At 33.1% G+C, this 17,572-nt stretch carries 14 protein-coding genes and 1 pseudogene; 9 read left to right on the top strand and 6 right to left on the bottom strand.

Features of this window, described 5'->3' with window-relative positions; genetic code table 11:
• Positions 1–10: 10 nt before the first annotated feature.
• The 6 genes and pseudogenes from B9N79_RS20760 to B9N79_RS20730 form a co-directional block, all read right to left on the bottom strand.
• Positions 11–2,401, bottom strand: a complete 2,391-nt coding sequence (locus B9N79_RS20760; RefSeq protein WP_046217029.1) for an ABC transporter permease — start codon at positions 2,399–2,401, stop codon at positions 11–13.
• Positions 2,402–2,415: 14 nt separating this feature from the next.
• Entirely contained in the window at positions 2,416–3,096 is a 681-nt protein-coding gene (locus B9N79_RS20755; RefSeq protein ID WP_040058042.1) for an ABC transporter ATP-binding protein, read from the bottom strand.
• 122 nt (positions 3,097–3,218) lie between these two features.
• Positions 3,219–3,809, bottom strand: coding sequence for a lipoprotein BA_5634 family protein (locus B9N79_RS20750; RefSeq protein WP_085118900.1), 591 nt, complete (start codon positions 3,807–3,809; stop codon positions 3,219–3,221).
• A 381-nt stretch (positions 3,810–4,190) separates the two neighbouring features.
• Positions 4,191–4,364: pseudogene (locus B9N79_RS20745) on the bottom strand (SDR family oxidoreductase); the annotation flags it as partial.
• 247 nt (positions 4,365–4,611) lie between these two features.
• Complete coding sequence (locus B9N79_RS20735) at positions 4,612–6,054, bottom strand: gamma-glutamyltransferase family protein (RefSeq protein ID WP_167555140.1); 1,443 nt, start codon at positions 6,052–6,054, stop codon at positions 4,612–4,614.
• 13 nt (positions 6,055–6,067) lie between these two features.
• A complete protein-coding gene (locus tag B9N79_RS20730) occupies positions 6,068–6,259 on the bottom strand; it encodes a hypothetical protein (protein ID WP_085118896.1) in 192 nt (63 codons plus the stop codon).
• A 940-nt stretch (positions 6,260–7,199) separates the two neighbouring features.
• Here B9N79_RS20730 and fbp point away from each other — a divergent pair.
• From fbp to B9N79_RS20685, 9 genes are all read left to right on the top strand, one after another.
• Positions 7,200–9,128: a fructose-1,6-bisphosphatase gene (gene fbp / locus B9N79_RS20725; RefSeq protein ID WP_040058040.1), complete on the top strand. Its 1,929-nt coding sequence runs from the start codon at positions 7,200–7,202 to the stop codon at positions 9,126–9,128.
• Between the two features lie 458 nt (positions 9,129–9,586).
• Complete coding sequence (locus B9N79_RS20720) at positions 9,587–10,186, top strand: nitroreductase family protein (protein ID WP_040058039.1); 600 nt, start codon at positions 9,587–9,589, stop codon at positions 10,184–10,186.
• A gap of 370 nt (positions 10,187–10,556) precedes the next feature.
• Entirely contained in the window at positions 10,557–11,372 is an 816-nt protein-coding gene (gene blaOXA, locus B9N79_RS20715) for a class D beta-lactamase (protein ID WP_040058038.1), read from the top strand.
• Positions 11,373–11,700: 328 nt separating this feature from the next.
• A complete protein-coding gene (locus B9N79_RS20710; protein WP_085118892.1) occupies positions 11,701–12,240 on the top strand; it encodes a L,D-transpeptidase in 540 nt (179 codons plus the stop codon).
• 532 nt (positions 12,241–12,772) lie between these two features.
• Positions 12,773–13,306, top strand: coding sequence for a hypothetical protein (locus B9N79_RS20705; RefSeq protein ID WP_040058036.1), 534 nt, complete (start codon positions 12,773–12,775; stop codon positions 13,304–13,306).
• Between the two features lie 57 nt (positions 13,307–13,363).
• Entirely contained in the window at positions 13,364–13,570 is a 207-nt protein-coding gene (locus B9N79_RS20700) for a hypothetical protein (RefSeq protein WP_085118890.1), read from the top strand.
• A gap of 598 nt (positions 13,571–14,168) precedes the next feature.
• Positions 14,169–15,158: a sensor histidine kinase gene (locus B9N79_RS20695; protein ID WP_167555139.1), complete on the top strand. Its 990-nt coding sequence runs from the start codon at positions 14,169–14,171 to the stop codon at positions 15,156–15,158.
• A gap of 236 nt (positions 15,159–15,394) precedes the next feature.
• The gene (locus tag B9N79_RS20690; protein ID WP_040058461.1) at positions 15,395–16,069 is read left to right on the top strand and encodes a response regulator transcription factor; all 675 of its coding nucleotides are present in this window, start codon (positions 15,395–15,397) and stop codon (positions 16,067–16,069) included.
• On the top strand, positions 16,059–17,501 hold the full coding sequence (locus B9N79_RS20685) for a sensor histidine kinase (protein WP_046217033.1): 1,443 nt from the start codon (positions 16,059–16,061) through the stop codon (positions 17,499–17,501). The genes B9N79_RS20690 and B9N79_RS20685 overlap by 11 nt, the downstream gene beginning before the upstream one ends.
• The last annotated feature ends 71 nt before the right edge of the window (positions 17,502–17,572 follow it).

Raw genomic sequence — 17,572 nt, 5'->3', positions numbered from 1 at the left:
TCTCCGTTTCTTATTCATTTCGCAATGTATCCTTCCATTGGATCTTTTTGAGTATTCTTGACGAAACTCTCGCTGAGATATAACAAATGATTAAAATTCCAAACCAAGAAGTAATATATAATTTTAAATGTCCTGTCCCTTGTGGAGTTCCACTACTTAAAAACAGTAAAAATCCCACAACTTTTGCTACAGTACTTCCTATCATAACGCTTATAATCCCATAGAGTATTCCTTCTGCTGTAATCATCCTTCTCATGCTTTTTATAGACATTCCGATGGCTTGTAAAGTCGCATATTCACTTTTACGCAGAATGATGTTCATAAAGGTAGTGTTAAAGATATTTAATACTGCTATAAAGCCAATTACAATGAGGAATCCATAGAGCAATATTTGTACCTGTAAATACAAAGATGATAAATTGCGCTGAATTTTCAATTCATTAACAATATCGATATTAGGATATTGAACTGCTAATTTATTTAAACTTTTTTCAACCTTTTTTTCATTGTTATTACTATTTAAGAAAAGTGAAATGCGATTTACCTTTTGATTATTTATAAAAGAAAGGACTTCAGGATAAGCCATAATTTTGTTCTCGAATTGATTGAGCTTAACTATTCCTGATATTTTCACCTTTTTCACATCATTTAAACGATCTGTGTCATTAGTTTGAAGCCGAACGTAAACTTCATCCCCAACTTGCACCGAAGATTTGCTATTATTTGCTTGAATGTAAATGACTCCTTGCTCTTGAATTAATTTTTTCTTATTTAATGAACCATCTATAAGCTTCTTCATCAAAAACGTTTTATTTTCATCAGTAAGAGAGGTAATTGTTAAATTTATAGAGGAGAACGACTTTCCATCTAAATTTACAACTTGATTTCCTTGTACCTTCATTTTATCTGAAGCCATCGATGGGAGTAACATTTGAGCAGGGGAACTTTCATAATGAATGTACTTTTCTTGCACCTCTGAAATATTTTCTAAATCTCTCCATAGCGAAGTAGGTAATCGCTCTGGCTCATAAAAATTAAGTTGAAACTCTCCATCTGTTTTTTCCTTTAACTCCATATCGAGTAATTCAGTAGAAAAAATTGAAAAAGTAATAAATAAGAAGACGCTGAAGGACAGAGAAAATATAATAGTTAGAGATCTTAACTTGTTGCGTCTAATATTCCTTATTGCCATAACAGTTTCAATATTTATCCACTTTTGCATAAACGTATTTATCTTTTTAATTTTAAAAGTATTACGGTTAATAGGGGTTTTTATAGTAGCTAATGGAGATATTCTGCTTGCAATTTTTAATGGGATTAATCCTGAAATGATAAGGGATAATAATCCGATTAAACTACTTAAAATAAAAACAGTAGGAGACAAAATAATCTTGAAATAAAATAATGAAAGTTCATTCTCTTCAAAAATGAACTGATAAGCGCTTAAAATAGCCCAAAACCCTAAAATCCCTAATAGGAGACCAATCGGTATGCCGATTACTCCCAAAAGAGCCATTTCGTATACAATCATTTTTTGAATTTGTCGTTTTGTAGCACCTACTGTTTTTAATAAACCTATATGACGAAGGCGTTCTACAACACTAATTTGAAAAGTATTGAAAATAAAAGCTATCGTTGCAATAACAACAATGACAGTTGGCAAAATATAAATTACAGATTTAAATGCATTACCATTTCCATCTCCAGTGTTATTCCAATATTCAAGATCAATTAATTGATAATTTAGTTCAACATTTTTTTTAGGAATATAAGTTAAAACCTGGTTGTATACTTCATGAAAGTTTGCCTGTGGGTCTAATTTAACATAAACTTCCATATCATTGGTCTTTTGGATTGTTTTATGAACGTTAAATGCTTGCAAATCTTGGTCTTCTCGAAGACTTTGATTATTCTCTACGATCTCTTGTATATAAAAAGAATGTTCTAATCCGGAGGCATCCATTAGGTTTACAGTTTTTTTTATATTTCCATCTTTTTTATATTTGGCTGCTGCCCATTCTTCCATAATTAGGCCATTCTTCTTTTGTTTATGGATAGTATGGAAAGGCAACATAGAATAGGCTTGCATGTCAATTGATTTAAGTTTAAATTTACTGTTATCGTTAAAAAATAGAGTTTGTTGAGATGATAAACCGACTTTTTTAACTTGTGGGTTTGCCTGTAAACGTTTAGCATCTTGAATATTAACATGCTCTATTTTTATATGATAAGAACCATACTCAATTCTCGTTTTTTCAAGAGAATATTGCTGATAGCTAATTAAGAATGTTCCGATTGAAGTAATGAGTGCAATAGATAAAATAATTCCTAATAACGTAAGTAAGGTTCTTTTTTTATGATGCAATAAATACTTTTTTGTTAACATTTGATGAATTAGCATTTCTATTAAGCCCCTTAATGATAAGACATATCTTTTTGTATAGAACCATCTTCTATTTGTATAATTCGACTAGCTCTTTCTGCTATCTTCATATCGTGCGTAATGATAAGCAAAGTTTGTTTATATTTCTTTGCAGTTAATTGGAGAAGATCTATCACATCATTGCTTGTCTGACTATCTAAATTTCCAGTAGGTTCATCAGCCAATATATAAGAAGGTCTATGTATTAAAGCCCTAGCAATTGCCACTCTTTGTTGCTGTCCTCCAGAAAGATTTGAGGGTGATGCATAAAGCTTATCTTTTATATCTAAATAATTGATAATCTCATCATAATAAGCATGATCAACTTTCTGATGATCAAGCAACACGGGTAATTGTATATTTTCTTCAACATTCAGAATAGGTACGAGGTTAAAGGATTGAAATATAAAACCAATTTTTCGACGACGTAAAATAGAAAGGGCTTCATCTGATAAAGAGTACATGAATTCACCTTCTATTTTAACTTTGCCTTCTGTAGGGGCATTAAGACCACCAATCGTATGAAGTAGGGTACTTTTCCCAGAACCTGATGAACCAACAATTGCAACAAACTCTCCTGACTGAACGTTTAAATTGATTGTATTTAAAGCCGTAACCGCATTTTTTCCTTTGCCATATACTTTGCTAACGTTCTCTAATCGAATAACCTCCAACTTGTTCTCCGCCTTCCTACGTATTAATTTAGGTTTAGTATACTATACTTAAATGTTTTTCTATTCTAACTGCAGAAAGAGAAAACAGGCCTGCTCGTTTTATAGGGCAGACCTGGACATTTTTATTTTCCTACTTTAACTAGTTGAACTTCATCCACATTGAATTCGCTTAGTTTTTTATCAGGATTTTTATCATATTTTATAACAGCCATTTTCTTTTCCGTTCCCTTAATTGCAGTAAACTGAGAGTCATCTACAATTAAAAACTCATCAACGTAGCTTCTTCCATCTCCTATAATTTTATTTCCTCCATATATTATTTTTGAGTTTTGGCCAGCAAGATTCATTTCTTTAACTTCTTGTTTTGCAAAAAGTGCGTTAATATCCTTTGTCACTTTCGGTAACGATGTAATAGCTTCAGTATCATTATCCTTTGTTACTTCTTTAAGTAGTTTTTTTTCGACGAGAGCTTTTGCAGTTGTTTTATCCAAAATCATCATATCTTGTTTTCCATCTTCAGCAACCTTAATTGTATACTCATCTTTTTCCTTAATATCTTTCTTATCTTGATTTAAAGCATCGCTAATTTGCTGTTGATTTCCATATAAAATTACTCCGTTAGCCTTTTGAAACGCATCCTTGGTAGCGCTACACCCACTCATTAACGATCCTACAACAATGACTGTAGCACAAATACTTAATAATCTTTTCATTTCTTAAATCTCCTTTTTGGTTTTATATTGAAAGCATTCAAGTTAAATGAAATGTTTCTTTTCATTTAAATGACTCAATCCATATACCGCTTTTGTTTCATCAATCGAAACTTCTATAACCACTGAATCATTTATTATCTTTTAGTTAATTCAATTGTAGAAGATAAACTCATTCTTACCTATCTATCTAGATGACAGCTGTCTTACAATTCTGTAAGACAGAATTAAAAAAGTGAACTTTTCCATTTAGGAAAGTTCACTTTTTACTCTTTAAAATCAATTATTTATATGATAACAAGTTATTAAATATAAGAAGGGGAGTTAATCCTTAAATTCGATAATTAAAATTATATAAATTAGATTTCTACCTCTACAACTATCCTAAACATCTAACACTTGTCCTTTTAGCCAGCGGTTATCTGAAGAAGCAAGAAACGCGGCTACATCTGTAATGTCTTCAACTTACCCTAATCGTTTGAAAACAGAAGATTCAGTAGTAAAGTGTCTTATTTCTGGATTATCGAGTAACTTAGCATTAATATCTGTCTTCGTATAGCTGAGTATATAGGATAAAGAGAAGGAGCCTTATATGGAATAAGGCTCTTTATTATCTAGTCATGTTATTTATGTTTGTAACAGGGATTATGTAGAAGAACATTCAATTTGGTGGTTGTCCGTATTTATGATATTTGTTGATCCTTTCGGTTGTGCATAATAAGTGCTTTTTAAACCGAGTATGCCTAAATAAGAGACTAATCCTACACCAACTAATAATAAAAAAACAATACTTATAATTCGTTTATTAATGTTCATTTTTAGCATCCCATGTTCCGATTCTTCTCCTGTCTGCGCCTCCGTAAACTTGGTTATTTTCTTCATCAACAACAAGCGCTTGGACGCCTCCATAAAAAAATGGATTCTCCTTTATATATACGTCATATCCTCTTTGTGAAAGTTCCCCGATGATATCATCTGACATTGTTTCTTCAACATATATCTTGTTTCCTTCTATAATAAATCTCGGTGCATCAATTGCTTCTTGTAGCTCTTCCCCATACACAATGTGACGAAGTAATACTTGAGATAAAATCATCGGAATTCGTTTTCCTCCTGGTGAACCGATGCCAATTAACTTTTCATCACTAGCTAAGATCATTGGAGAAGAATGGCTTCTTGGACGTTTTCCTGGTTCTTTTTTGTTTAGGGAGTTTTCATTTGTTGAAAAGTGACTAAGAGAATTGTTTATAAACATTCCATTAATCATTGTACCTGAACCAAAAAAGTTTCCAAGTGAGTGTGTGGCTGAAATCATTGTTCCTTCTCGGTCAGCAATGACAAAGTGAGTTGTATTATCATAGCCTTTTTTATCTGCTGTTGAATCTTCCAATAAAACATCACTTGGCAAATCAGAAAGATCAAGATCTTCTTTTAAAGATTCAATGTATGAATCCGTCACAAGTTTGTCCATATCTTTTGAGAAATAACGTGGATCTGCAACCGTATCTAATCGTTTCTCATAGGCTACTTTGATAAACTCTCCTAAAGAATGAGGGAAATCAGCCTGATCTGGTTCAATATTTTTGAGATCAAACATCTCAGCTAATTTTAAAATTTGCTCAAGAGTTGTTCCTCCTAAAGGTGGTGGTGCGCTAAAAATCCGGTAGCCAAATACCGTTGATTCTACAGGAGGTTCTTTTTCGACTTCATATCTCTGAAAATCACTTTTTTCCACTCCTAGTGCTTGAGATAACTCGGTTGCCATCTCTCCTTCGTAAAAATCCTTTGCTCCGTTTTCTTTTACTCTTTCTAGCGTTTCAGCAAGCTCTGGTTGCTTGATCGTCTCACCAACTTTTATAACAGTATCTTCATTGAAAAATGGGGATGCTGATGATTTTGAAATGCGATAAGATGCAGCTTGGAGGCGGTCAACTAAGTATTGATCGGCTTCAAAACCTTCTTTTGCTAACTTAATGGCTGGTTCCATTAGCTCGCTCATCTCAAGTGAGCCATAATCTTCGTGAAGTTTTTCAATACCCTTCACAAAACCAGGAATACCTGCTTGAATTTCTGGAGTTTCTCCGGAATATGGAGCAATTTCTTTATAATCATAGGACATTGCTTTTCCATCTTGCAAAACAATAGCTGCGCCTCCCCCTCCAAGCCCTGAACCAAAAGGCTCGACAACAGCTAGTACATAGGAAACAGCTACAGCCGCATCTGCAGCGTTTCCTCCTTTCTTTAACACATCCATACCTGCTTCAACAGCGAGGGGGGTGATTAGCACTTACCGCAAAAGCTTGATTATTCTTGTTCTCAACTGGCTTTGGGTTATTCATCAATGGTTCGTATGAAGGCACACCCAACTGAATGAGACCTGCACGCTCATACCCCCATACAATGAGAATACAGGTAAATAAAATAAGTATGATCCATCTCCAATATTTTCTCATGGTTTGTTCTCCTGAGTTATGTATTTGCTTTCTATTATACATTTCATTTTATAGCTTTATAATTATTTTGTATTCTCTTATTTTTATCACACCACAATGTATCCTTAGGATATAAATACTAGAAGAGTAGATAAGGAGAGAAAACGATGGTGTATAAAATCAGGTTAACAGGCTATCCGACGAGCTTAACTCGTACTTGGCTTTTGATAGAGAGGAAAAAGGAGAAGACAAGAAAGGAAGATTTGAAAAGATATATTTCATAAATTGAATCCGGATAAAAGTACGATAAGGTTGTTTAGGGGAGGGGTGATGGAGTTTTCTATTGCGAAAAAAGCATAAAAACAAAATAAAAACCTTTCTTTTTAATGCTCTGTTTTTTATTATTATTAATAATCCTTTTTCTAGATCATACTTGATAGGTAAGATATATTTTACTGAAATACGTTAAATATGATCTATATTTATCAGGTTTATATATTGGAAAGATTTATAAATAATAAAAAGAACACAACTAATATAAGGTTTTTCTTTTATATTTTTTTAAGAAACGGGATTTTCAGCGAATGAACGTTAAAATCAAAGGAGTTGAAAAAATTTGTTAAAGGGGCACTTTTTAAACCTTTCATGATAAAATTATTAAATAGCCTTCTCTTATTTCCCGAGCAAATTTCAAGGGAAGAGTGGAGTATCCAGTCATCATAGTAGCATGTTTTTTAGCGGTGTTCATTATACACTTTAAGTAAAAGTGACAATAGATCTCTTTTTTTCAGAGGGATGAAGTAATAAATTCTACATTTTTTCTTGGTTCTATCGTAAATAACGACAATAAGGATAGTAATACTGTATAATTTTTACTTAAGTTAATATTATAAGATAAGTACTTAACCTCAATCTATTAGGCAGAAAATAAATGGTGAGTTTTGAAAGGGGATACATAGTTTTGAACACAAAATATCTAGATTTACTTGCACAAAAGTATGATTGTGAGGAAAAAGTAGTAACTGAAATTATTAACCTTGAAGCTATTCTTAATCTTCCAAAGGGGACAGAACATTTTGTCAGTGATTTACATGGAGAGTATCAAGCTTTTCAGCATGTGTTAAGAAATGGTTCGGGGAATGTAAAGGAGAAAATCAAAGACCTCTTTAAAAATGTTTTATCTGAAAAAGAAATCGATGAATTTGCTACATTAGTTTATTATCCTGAAGAAAAGTTACCGTTAATGAAGGCTAACTTTAGAAATAAAGAAGAATTATATCAATGGTATACGGAAATCATTGACCGCATGATTAACCTAGTTTCGTATGCTTCTTCTAAATATACGCGTTCTAAACTACGTAAAGCATTGCCAGATCAGTTTGTTTATATTATAGAAGAGCTGTTGTACAAGAAAAATGAGTTGGCAAATAAAGAACATTATTATACAAAAATTATCCAGCAAATTATTTCTTTAAAACAAGCTGACAAACTTATTATAGGTCTTGCTTATACAACACAGAGATTAGTTGTGGATCATCTGCATGTAGTAGGGGATATTTATGATCGTGGACCTGAACCGGATAAAATTATGGAAACGTTAATCAATTACCATTCTGTTGATATTCAGTGGGGGAATCATGATGTACTATGGCTAGGTGCTTTTGCAGGTTCAAAAGTTTGTCTTGCTAATATTATTCGTATTTGTGCTAGATACGATAATTTAGATATTATTGAAAATGTATATGGAATCAATCTTAGACCCCTATTAAATCTTGCGGATAAATACTATGATGACAATCCAGCCTTTAGGCCAAAAGTACAGTCAGAGAAAAAACTATCCCATCAGGAGCTATCACAAATTACGAAAATTCATCAAGCTATTGCGATGATTCAGTTTAAACTAGAAGCTCCTATTATTAAAAGACGCCCTTATTTTAATATGTCAGAAAGGCTTCTGCTTGAGAAAATCGACTATGACAAAAATGAAATAACGATATATGGGGAAACGTATTCACTAGAAAATAGCTGTTTTGCAACGGTTAATCCGCTACAGCCGGATCAATTATTAGAAGAAGAAGAGCAAGTGATAGAAGGGTTATTATTTTCAGTTCAGCATTCAGAAAAGTTGGCTAGACATATGAATTTTCTGATGAAGAAGGGCAGTCTTTATTTGAAATATAACGGAAATTTACTAATACACGGCTGCATTCCTTTAGATGAAGAAGGAAATATGGAGAAAATGGCAATTGAAGATAAAACGTATTCAGGACGTAATTTACTTGATGTGTTTGAACGCTATTTACGCCATGCTTTTGCACATCCTCAAGAGACAGATGACCTTGCAACAGATATGATCTGGTATTTGTGGACAGGAGAATATTCATCACTCTTTGGGAAAAGAGCGATGACAACTTTCGAGAGATACTTTATTAAAGATAAGAAAACGCACAAAGAGAAGAAGAATCCATATTACTATTTGCGTGAAAATGAGGAAGTCTGCCAGAAAATTCTAGCTGAATTTAACCTTAATCCTGAGCATGGCCATATTATAAATGGTCATACACCTGTTAAAGAAATTGAAGGAGAAAATCCAGTTAAAGCGAATGGAAGGATGATTGTTATAGATGGGGGTTTTTCAAAAGCATATCAATCTACAACAGGTATAGCTGGATACACTTTATTATATAACTCCTACGGGATGCAGCTGGTTGCCCATAAACATTTTAATTCAAAAGAAGATATCCTCTTAAACGGAATGGATGTTTTGTCAGTAAAAAGATTGGTGGACAAAGAACTAGAGCGGAAAAAAGTTATAGAAACTAACGTCGGAAGAGAATTACTACAGGAAATTTCTATTTTGAAAGATCTGAGGGAATATCGATATAGTTAAAAGTTAAAAAAATATTATAACAACATATTAAATTGTAGAAGTTTTGCGGGCAGTTAGGACGTTCATTTAGATTTTAATGATAGCTTCTTAATTGTCCTTAAAAATAAACTTGGGGAAAGAGAAAGAGCACAAACTCATTGCCACTCAATGGGTTTGTGCTCTTTTACTTTTTCAAAGGTATGGTATGTAAATAAAGTTTATTTTCTAACTACAGCTAACAGTTTACGGGATGTCACTGAAAAGTATGGAGGGTAACCATTTGTTCATTAATCTTCCTTACACATAATGTTTATTAGCAGAAGAAAGCAATCTTTAAGAATTACTTTTAATTTTCATTTTTTGCATTTAAAACCAAATAATTACAAAAAATGTTTGACTTTGAATCACCCAATATATAGAATTATATTGAATTAAAGATATTTTATTTTAGAATAAATGATCCCAGGGGGAAAAATCTGATGACAAAAGATTTTTATTCAGTCTTAAAAGAAAGACGCTCGTATTATGGAATTAATAAAGATGTTCAAGTATCCGATGAGAGAATTAAAGAAATAGTAGAATTTGCTGTAAAATATACTCCGTCTGCTTTTAACTCTCAAACAGCACGTCTTGTTGTATTAACAGGAGAAGCTCATGATAAACTATGGGATATTACAACTGAGACTTTAAAAAAAGTTATGGGAGATAGAGATTTTACTAGAACCCAACAGAAAATGGATTCATTTAAAGCAGGATATGGAACGGTATTATTCTTTGAAGATGAAAAGGTAATCGAAGGTTTTCAGGAACAGTTCGCTTCCTATGCTGATAACTTCCCTCTTTGGTCACATCAAGCATCAGGTATGCACCAATTAGTAGTATGGTCTGCATTAAAAGCAGAAGGACTAGGAGCGTCTTTGCAACACTATAACCCCCTTATTGATGATGAAGTGAAAAAAGAATGGAATATCCCTTCTAATTGGAGATTAATTGCTCAAATGCCTTTTGGGAATCCAACTACAGAACCAGGTGAGAAAGAATTTAATTCTCTCGAAGATCGTGTAAAGCTTTATAAATAATAAAGGATAGCTAAATATTTAACTCTCTTGTTAAAATGCATGGATTACCCCTCATTAGGTTTAGCTATAAATTGATCAAAATAAATGGTAGGTGAACCGTTCAATTCATGGACGGTTCATTTATGTTCAAACACCTTTAGTAAAAAAGAACCCCTTATATAAATAGAGGGATACATAAGTAGTCTGTCTAATTTTATAGATTTATATACATATATTTTTTAAAAAGTTTTCCTGAGTGATTTATGTTTGATAACCAACATTCTAGTAGCTGATTTTGTATATCGTATATAAAAAAAATAAAATTTTTATTGAATTTTCTGAAAGAAGTTAATAGAATATATCTGTTAAATAATTAAATGAGGTGTTGAAATTGAAAAAGTTGATTTACCTTTTTATTTTTTTGTTGTTTACAGGAATATTAGGTTATACAGCTCAAGCTCAAACACCAACTAAAGAACGTGCTTCTAAAGAAAGACTTCATATTAACAAACTAGATGTTGATGAATTTTTCGCTAATGAGAATGGAACTTTTTTATTACGTGATGTTAAAACAGGAAAAACCTTTGTCTATAATAATCGGAGAGCAACTACAAGGCTCACACCAGAATCTACATTTAAGGTTCCTAATGCGTTGATTGGATTACAAGTTAAAGCTGTTCGAGATGAATATGATGTAAAACGTTGGGATGGGGTAGAGAGAGAATTTGATACCTGGAACCGCGATCATACTCTTGGATCAGCTATGCGTGAATCAGCCATTTGGTATTATCAAGAGATGGCTAGAGATATTGGAGAGCCGCGTATGAAAGAGTGGGTACACAACATCTCATACGGAAACGAAGATATTAGTGGAGGAATTGATCAGTTTTGGTTAAACAGCTCTCTAAAAATTAGTGCCCTTGAACAAGCTAACTTTATAGAAAAATTGTATAAAGAAGAGCTTCCTTTTGATAAATCAGTTATGAAAACGGTCAAACGAATGATGATTCAAGAGGAAGGAGATCACTATACACTTTATGGGAAAACGGGAACAAGGCTGTCTGATATGGGACTAGGATGGTATGTTGGTTTTATAAAAGTAGACAATCATTCTTATGTCTTCATAACAAATGTTGATGATTCGGGGACAAAAGCTAAAAATATCACATTGAATATCTTAAAAAAGTACAACTTAATGACAGAATGAAAAACAGAGGATACTGAGGTTTATTTAAAATAAAGCATAAAATGATTAAAATTAACTATAGAGAAATAGTACTAATTAAAAACGCTTAGGTCATTAATGGTCTAAGCGTTTTTATTATCTATAAGGGTGTTATGTGAAAATAATGCCTTTTAAAATGATGGATGTTTTGTACAGTCTTTCATGTTATCAGTATAAATTACGAATGATTTTATTGATTTTCACTTAATTTTCACTTTTCCTGGATAAAGTATAGATTACTAAAGAAGCACCTACTTTGTTGGGTGCTTTTTCGGTTTCATGTAGAAGAATAAAAAAGGGAGTATACGTTATGAAACACATGTTACTAAAATCAATGACTATTTTTACTTTACTCATGATCTCGTTATGCGGAATGGCAGGCGAACAAACAGAAGCTAGCACAACAGATTATCACGACCTCATTATTGTTAATAAGTATTACAATAAAATTGCTTATTACCGCAACGGTTACTTGGAGATGCTAGAGCCTGTAGCTACAGGAATGAGTTGGGATAAAACACCGGTAGGTTTTTTTGAAATTGTAAACAAAATTAAAAACCGTCCCTATTATACAGGTAATATCTCTGGAGGAGATTCAAGAAATCCATTGGGTAAGCGTTGGTTAGGAATAAATGCGAATGGTACATCTGGTGATACGTATGCTATCCATGGGAACAACAATCCGAGTTCTATCGGAAAATACGTGAGTCAAGGTTGCATTAGAATGGATAATACAGCCATTGAGAAGCTCTTTGATCAAGTTCAAGTAGGAACGCCAGTGGCGATTACGTATTCTTACAAAAGTTTTGCAGAATTAACTGATTTATATGGGTATGACATACGCTCATAACCGCGTTTATTTTTTCTATAACTATTACATTTATTGAGAATACTGGAGGGATAAAGACAGCGTGCTTTAATCAACATCATCATTTATAACATGTCACATAATATAACCGTTAATGAATTTTAATTGATAGAAAAAAGAAGTTCAGCGACATCTTCATAAATCAAATTGTTTACTTAGTCTAAAGAATTTTAAATTCTTCTAGTTTCAAATATCCGTCATTAATTTAGTTAATAAAAGGTAAGATTGCGAAGTTATCAGTGCATTCTATCCTTGTGTATTGGAATGAATTATATGGAGTTGATTCTTTATCAAGATAATTTAAGCATAACCTTATTCGTTTTCATTTAATTTTCACTTTTCCTTGATAGAGTATAAATTGTGAAAGGGGAGGTGCAATTTTTAAGCTATCTTCTTCTTAGTTTTCAAACCTTTTGTGAATTGAATGGCACTGGATTAGACAAGATTCATCTTTTAAGGAAGAGAAGACACTAGAGAAGGCCCCCTGAGTTAAAATATTGAGGAGGAAAATACAATGATAAACAAGAAAAAGGTATTAGGATATGTGATGGTTGGAGCTTTAGGTTTGAACATGTTAGGAGCAACTTCTACGTTTGCAGCCGAAAAGGAAACCTCAAACAAAACTCATTCATCATCTCGAGTAGAAGCTTCTGTATCGCACGATAAGACTACAGTAAACATAGAGTTGAAAAAACTACAAACCGAGGCAAAGAAACTTAACATTAAAGTGGATGGGAAAAAAGCAGATGTTTTAAAGAAAGAAATTGAAGAATGTCAAAATCTCCATAAACAAGCGAAGAAATTAGGTCTTGAACCAGATGGAAAAACACCTGATACTCTAAAGAAAGAAATTGAAGAGTGTCAAACCCTTCAAAAACAAGCAAAGAAGTTAGGTCTTAAACCAGATGGAAAAACACTTGGTACTCTAAAGAAGGAAATTGAAGAATATCAAACCCTTCAAAAACAAGCAAAGAAGTTAGGTCTTAAAGTAGATGGAAAAACACTTAGCATTCTCAAGATAGAAGTCCAACAACATCTCAAACTTTAAATATAGAAAGAGGAAATTTTTCCTTTTAATGTGAAATCATAGGAAAGAAGGAGAAAGATGAATCAATCTATGAATTCATGCCGTGTATCATATAATCGCCAGAGAATGACATTAAAAATTAAGCAGGAGTCCATGAGACAACTAAATGAATTAGCAAGTAACATGAAGTATAGCCGAACAGCTGCAATAGAAGAATGTATTCAATTTTTCTACAAAGGAGGAGGGGTGAAAAAGAAAGCTCTGAATCAGAAAACGATTAATTAGAATGAGTCAGGTAACAAAAGGGGTTGGGCATCTTTCATATGTCTAACCTCTTTTGATTAAATTTATCATTTTTCCTTGAATAGTATGAAAATATGCTTTTTTGTTTGGATTTTTCTTTATGAACAACCTTACTTACACAGTAGATAAAGTGAAATGAGAATCAATTATAGTAAACAATCTCATTTAAGGAGTCATAGAGTGTAAAAATCTTGAAATGCCTTAGAAGCTTTCCTTGCTATGTGAAATTCAAATCACTTTCACTTCTGAAAAATTCATATTCTATGTTGAAGTTGTTCCTACCTATTGTATAAACATCTTGATACTCCAATGATTTTTTAAAACTTTTTCCGATTTCTTCTGAGAGCTCTTTGTTATTCTCTTTATAAAACTGAGACTTTAATAATATGGAACAAGTAGGATAGAGGAGTGAGTCAGAAGTAATCTCCAATTTCAAACAATTTAGTTAGTATTAGAAGATAATACATTCATGGAAATATAAGATGGGAGAGCTATGAATTTGAGGCTTAATTTTTTGTTAAATATCCGTAAATCACGAAATAGAAAGAGAAAAGATATAGTTAGAAGCACTCAAACTAGTTTGACTTTTTTATTTAGTGCGGTTCTTGTGCTATTTCTTATTCTATTTATCGTAGGGATTTATTTATTGCTTTACATCAACATTTTTAATAACCAAGAACGTGAATTAGAATCTACCATTAAGCGGGAGGCACATCTTGTAGAAGCTTATTTAATAGAGAATGATGAAGAAACTTTTCAAGAGGGCGAAAGTCAAGGCCTCATTGCCGCGAATCATGATCACTTTTTCTACTATATAACCAATCCTCAAGGTAATTTACTTGTAGGAGATGAAATGGTTCCTCCACTACGTAACCAATTAACAAATTTAGTGAAGAATTGGACTCCAAAACATAATGAAATACACCAAGCCGTCGTTCAGGTAAAGGATATGAGAGATAGAGAGATCCTAAATGATACATCACCTGATTTTACGAATGTTCAGGAAGTCCGGCTTATGATTGCAGGTCAATCGATTTATTATCAAGATCAATTAATTGGAACGCTTTATATGGGAAAGAATATCTCGTTTGTTTATGATTCATTTAAACGGCTGCCGCTTTTTTTAATCGGAATCATTATTTTATTTGGTGGTGTGGCAGTATATATTAGTCACTTAATGTCAAAAAAAGCGATGATACCGATTACGCAAGCCTTTTCTCGGCAAAAGGAGTTTGTTGCTGATGTGTCTCATGAACTGCAAACTCCGCTAAGTATACTTTTATCCTCCATTAATTCAATGGAGATGAACGAAAATTCAAGTAGAAAAGAATATGCTTCAAAATTATTAGAAATGATGAAAAAAGAAGTTAAGAAAATGACGAAATCAGTAAGCACTTTACTGACATTAGCACGTTCAGATACGGGCATAATAGAACGACCGGATAAAACATTCGATTTCCGCCCTTCTGCCAAGAAAACCGTTCATTCTATTGAAAACTCAGCAACAAAAAAACAAATTAAGCCTCAAGACCAAGTCAGCTGCTTTTACGAGGAAACCAAGAAAGACTAACCCAATTGTTATACAAATTATTAAGTAATACAGTGAAGTATATACCAAACGGAGGCGAAGTTTACTTGATTTTGTCTATTGAATCCTCTAGTCCTTAAATGTTTCAAATAGTTGTACAAGAAATAGGGATTTGAAATCACCGTGCGAGTGCTGAATATATATAAGAACCATTTATAAAAAATACGGGAGTTTTAATAATTACTACTAGATAAATAATAAAAAGGAGTTTGTTAATGATGAATATCCTCTTAGCAGAAGATGACTTGCAACTTGGTGAATTAATAAGTTTTATGCTTAAAAAGAAAGAGGGATATAAAGTAGATTGGGTAATGGAAGGATCGGATGCCTATGATTATGCTCTTGCTGCTCACTATGAAATTTTAATACTAGACTGGATGATGCCCAATGGAGATGGAGTAGAAGTATGCCGCCGTTTAAGAAAAAAGGGGTATTCTGGAGCGATTTTAATGTTAACAGCAAAGGATACTGTCCAAAATCGGATAGAAGGACTTGATTCAGGGGCAGATGACTATCTTATTAAACCATTTGAAATTGAAGAGTTACTTGCCCGTTTGCGTGCTCTTTCGCGTCGAAATTATGCTCCTATCAAGGAAGAAGAAATCCATCTCCTTGATATGATACTAAATCGCACAAGTCAGACAGTTCTTCAAGATGACCAAGAAATTCAGTTAAGTCCACGTGAATTTCAATTGTTAGACTTATTACTGCAAAATAGGGGACAAGTATTACCTCGTGAACTGATTCTTGATCGAATTTGGGGATATGATACAGATGTGTCCATTAAAACGATTGATGCAACAGTTAAGCTATTAAGAAAGAAACTCGGTCAATTTGGGAAACATGATATGATCCAAAGTATAAGAGGGGTGGGGTATAAGTGTGAAAATTAACTTTCTTTCACGTATACGCAATGTAAGGAAGCGGCGGGAAAGGGATCTTTTTAAAAGCACTCAAGCACGTTTAACACTTTTATACAGTGGACTGCTTATACTGTTTCTTATTGCTATTGTGACAATTGTTTATTTAGTATTTTACACAGTTAATTTAAATGGTCAAAAACACGAACTTGGAATATTAGTTAGACGAGAAACAAGTCTTGTAGAAGATTATTTAAGGGAAAATGGAAGAGAAGCTTTTCAAAGGAGGGAAAGTCAAGACCTCATTGTTGCGGATTATGATCGGTTTTTTTATTATATAACAGATCCCCAGGGAAATTTACTTATAGGAGATGAAATGGTTCCTACACTACGTAACCAATTAACAAATTTAGTGAAGAATTGGACTCCAAAACATAATGAAATACACCAAGCCGTCGTTCAGGTAAAGGATATGAGAGATGAAAAAATCCTGAAGAATACACCGCCTGATTTTACGAATGTTCAAGAAGTCCGACTTATGATTACCGGTCAACCGATTTATTATAAAGATCAATTAATTGGAACGCTTTATATGGGAAAGAATATCTCCTTTGTTTATGATTCATTTAAACGGCTGCCGATTCTTTTAATCGGAATCATTATTTTGTTCGCTGGTGTGGCAGTATATATTAGCTACTTGATGTCAAAGAAAGCGATGATACCAATCACAAGAGCCTTTTCTCGACAAAAAGAGTTTGCGGCTGATGCTTCTCATGAGTTGCGAACCCCTTTAAGTGTGCTCCTTTCTTCGATTAATGCCATTGAAATGGTCGGAACCCTGAATGAAAAGGACTATGCTCAAAAATTATTAGGCACGATGAAAGAAGAAGTCAAAAGGATGACGAAACTAGTGAGTGCTTTACTGACATTAGCTCGTTCAGATTCAGATTTAATAGAACGGGCGGATGAGATATTTGACTTTCGTCCTGTTGTTGAAAATACGGTTCATTCTATTGAAACGTTGGCAAAAAGAAAGCAAATCAAGCTTCATTTACAAGCTCCTAATCAGTTGCTGATACGGGGAGATTCAGAAAAGCTAACTCAATTGTTATACATTTTACTAGATAATGCAGTGAAGTATACACCGAACGGAGGAGAGGTTTACCTGACTTTATCCATTGAGTCCTCTAGTCCTCAAATGTTTCAAATAATTGTTCAAGATACAGGCATCGGTATTGCCCCGGAAAGTTATGATCTAATATTTGCACGCTTTTACAGAGAGGATAAAGCACGTTCAAAACAAATTGCCGGACATGGGCTAGGTCTCTCGATTGCGAAATTGATTGTGGACGTTCATCAAGGAACAATTGCCGTTTCGAGTGAACTAAATAAAGGGAGTACTTTTAAAGTCCAAATTCCTTTTTCAGTTAAACCTCACCAAAAAGCAGAAGGTAAGATTCATTAACCTTAAGCTTTTGGTGGGGTTATTATAATTTTAAAATAAAGTTTGATGAAAAACGTATAAACGGATATTTT

The sequence above is a fragment of the Priestia filamentosa genome, from assembly GCF_900177535.1.
In the GTDB taxonomy this organism is placed as follows: domain Bacteria; phylum Bacillota; class Bacilli; order Bacillales; family Bacillaceae_H; genus Bacillus_I; species Bacillus_I filamentosa.
The sequence above is the reverse complement of the archived record's forward strand: the minus strand, read 5'-3'. Positions and strand labels throughout refer to the sequence as shown.

Excerpts from the sequence above, each read along its gene's own strand:
- B9N79_RS20760 (WP_046217029.1), bottom strand. The coding sequence starts at position 2,401 with ATGCTAATTCATCAAATGTTAACAAAAAAGTATTTATTGCATCATAAA.
- B9N79_RS20750 (WP_085118900.1), bottom strand. The coding sequence starts at position 3,809 with ATGAAAAGATTATTAAGTATTTGTGCTACAGTCATTGTTGTAGGATCG.
- B9N79_RS20730 (WP_085118896.1), bottom strand. The coding sequence starts at position 6,259 with ATGAGAAAATATTGGAGATGGATCATACTTATTTTATTTACCTGTATT.
- B9N79_RS20720 (WP_040058039.1), top strand. The coding sequence starts at position 9,587 with ATGACAAAAGATTTTTATTCAGTCTTAAAAGAAAGACGCTCGTATTAT.
- B9N79_RS20710 (WP_085118892.1), top strand. The coding sequence starts at position 11,701 with ATGAAACACATGTTACTAAAATCAATGACTATTTTTACTTTACTCATG.
- B9N79_RS20705 (WP_040058036.1), top strand. The coding sequence starts at position 12,773 with ATGATAAACAAGAAAAAGGTATTAGGATATGTGATGGTTGGAGCTTTA.
- B9N79_RS20700 (WP_085118890.1), top strand. The coding sequence starts at position 13,364 with ATGAATCAATCTATGAATTCATGCCGTGTATCATATAATCGCCAGAGA.
- B9N79_RS20690 (WP_040058461.1), top strand. The coding sequence starts at position 15,395 with ATGAATATCCTCTTAGCAGAAGATGACTTGCAACTTGGTGAATTAATA.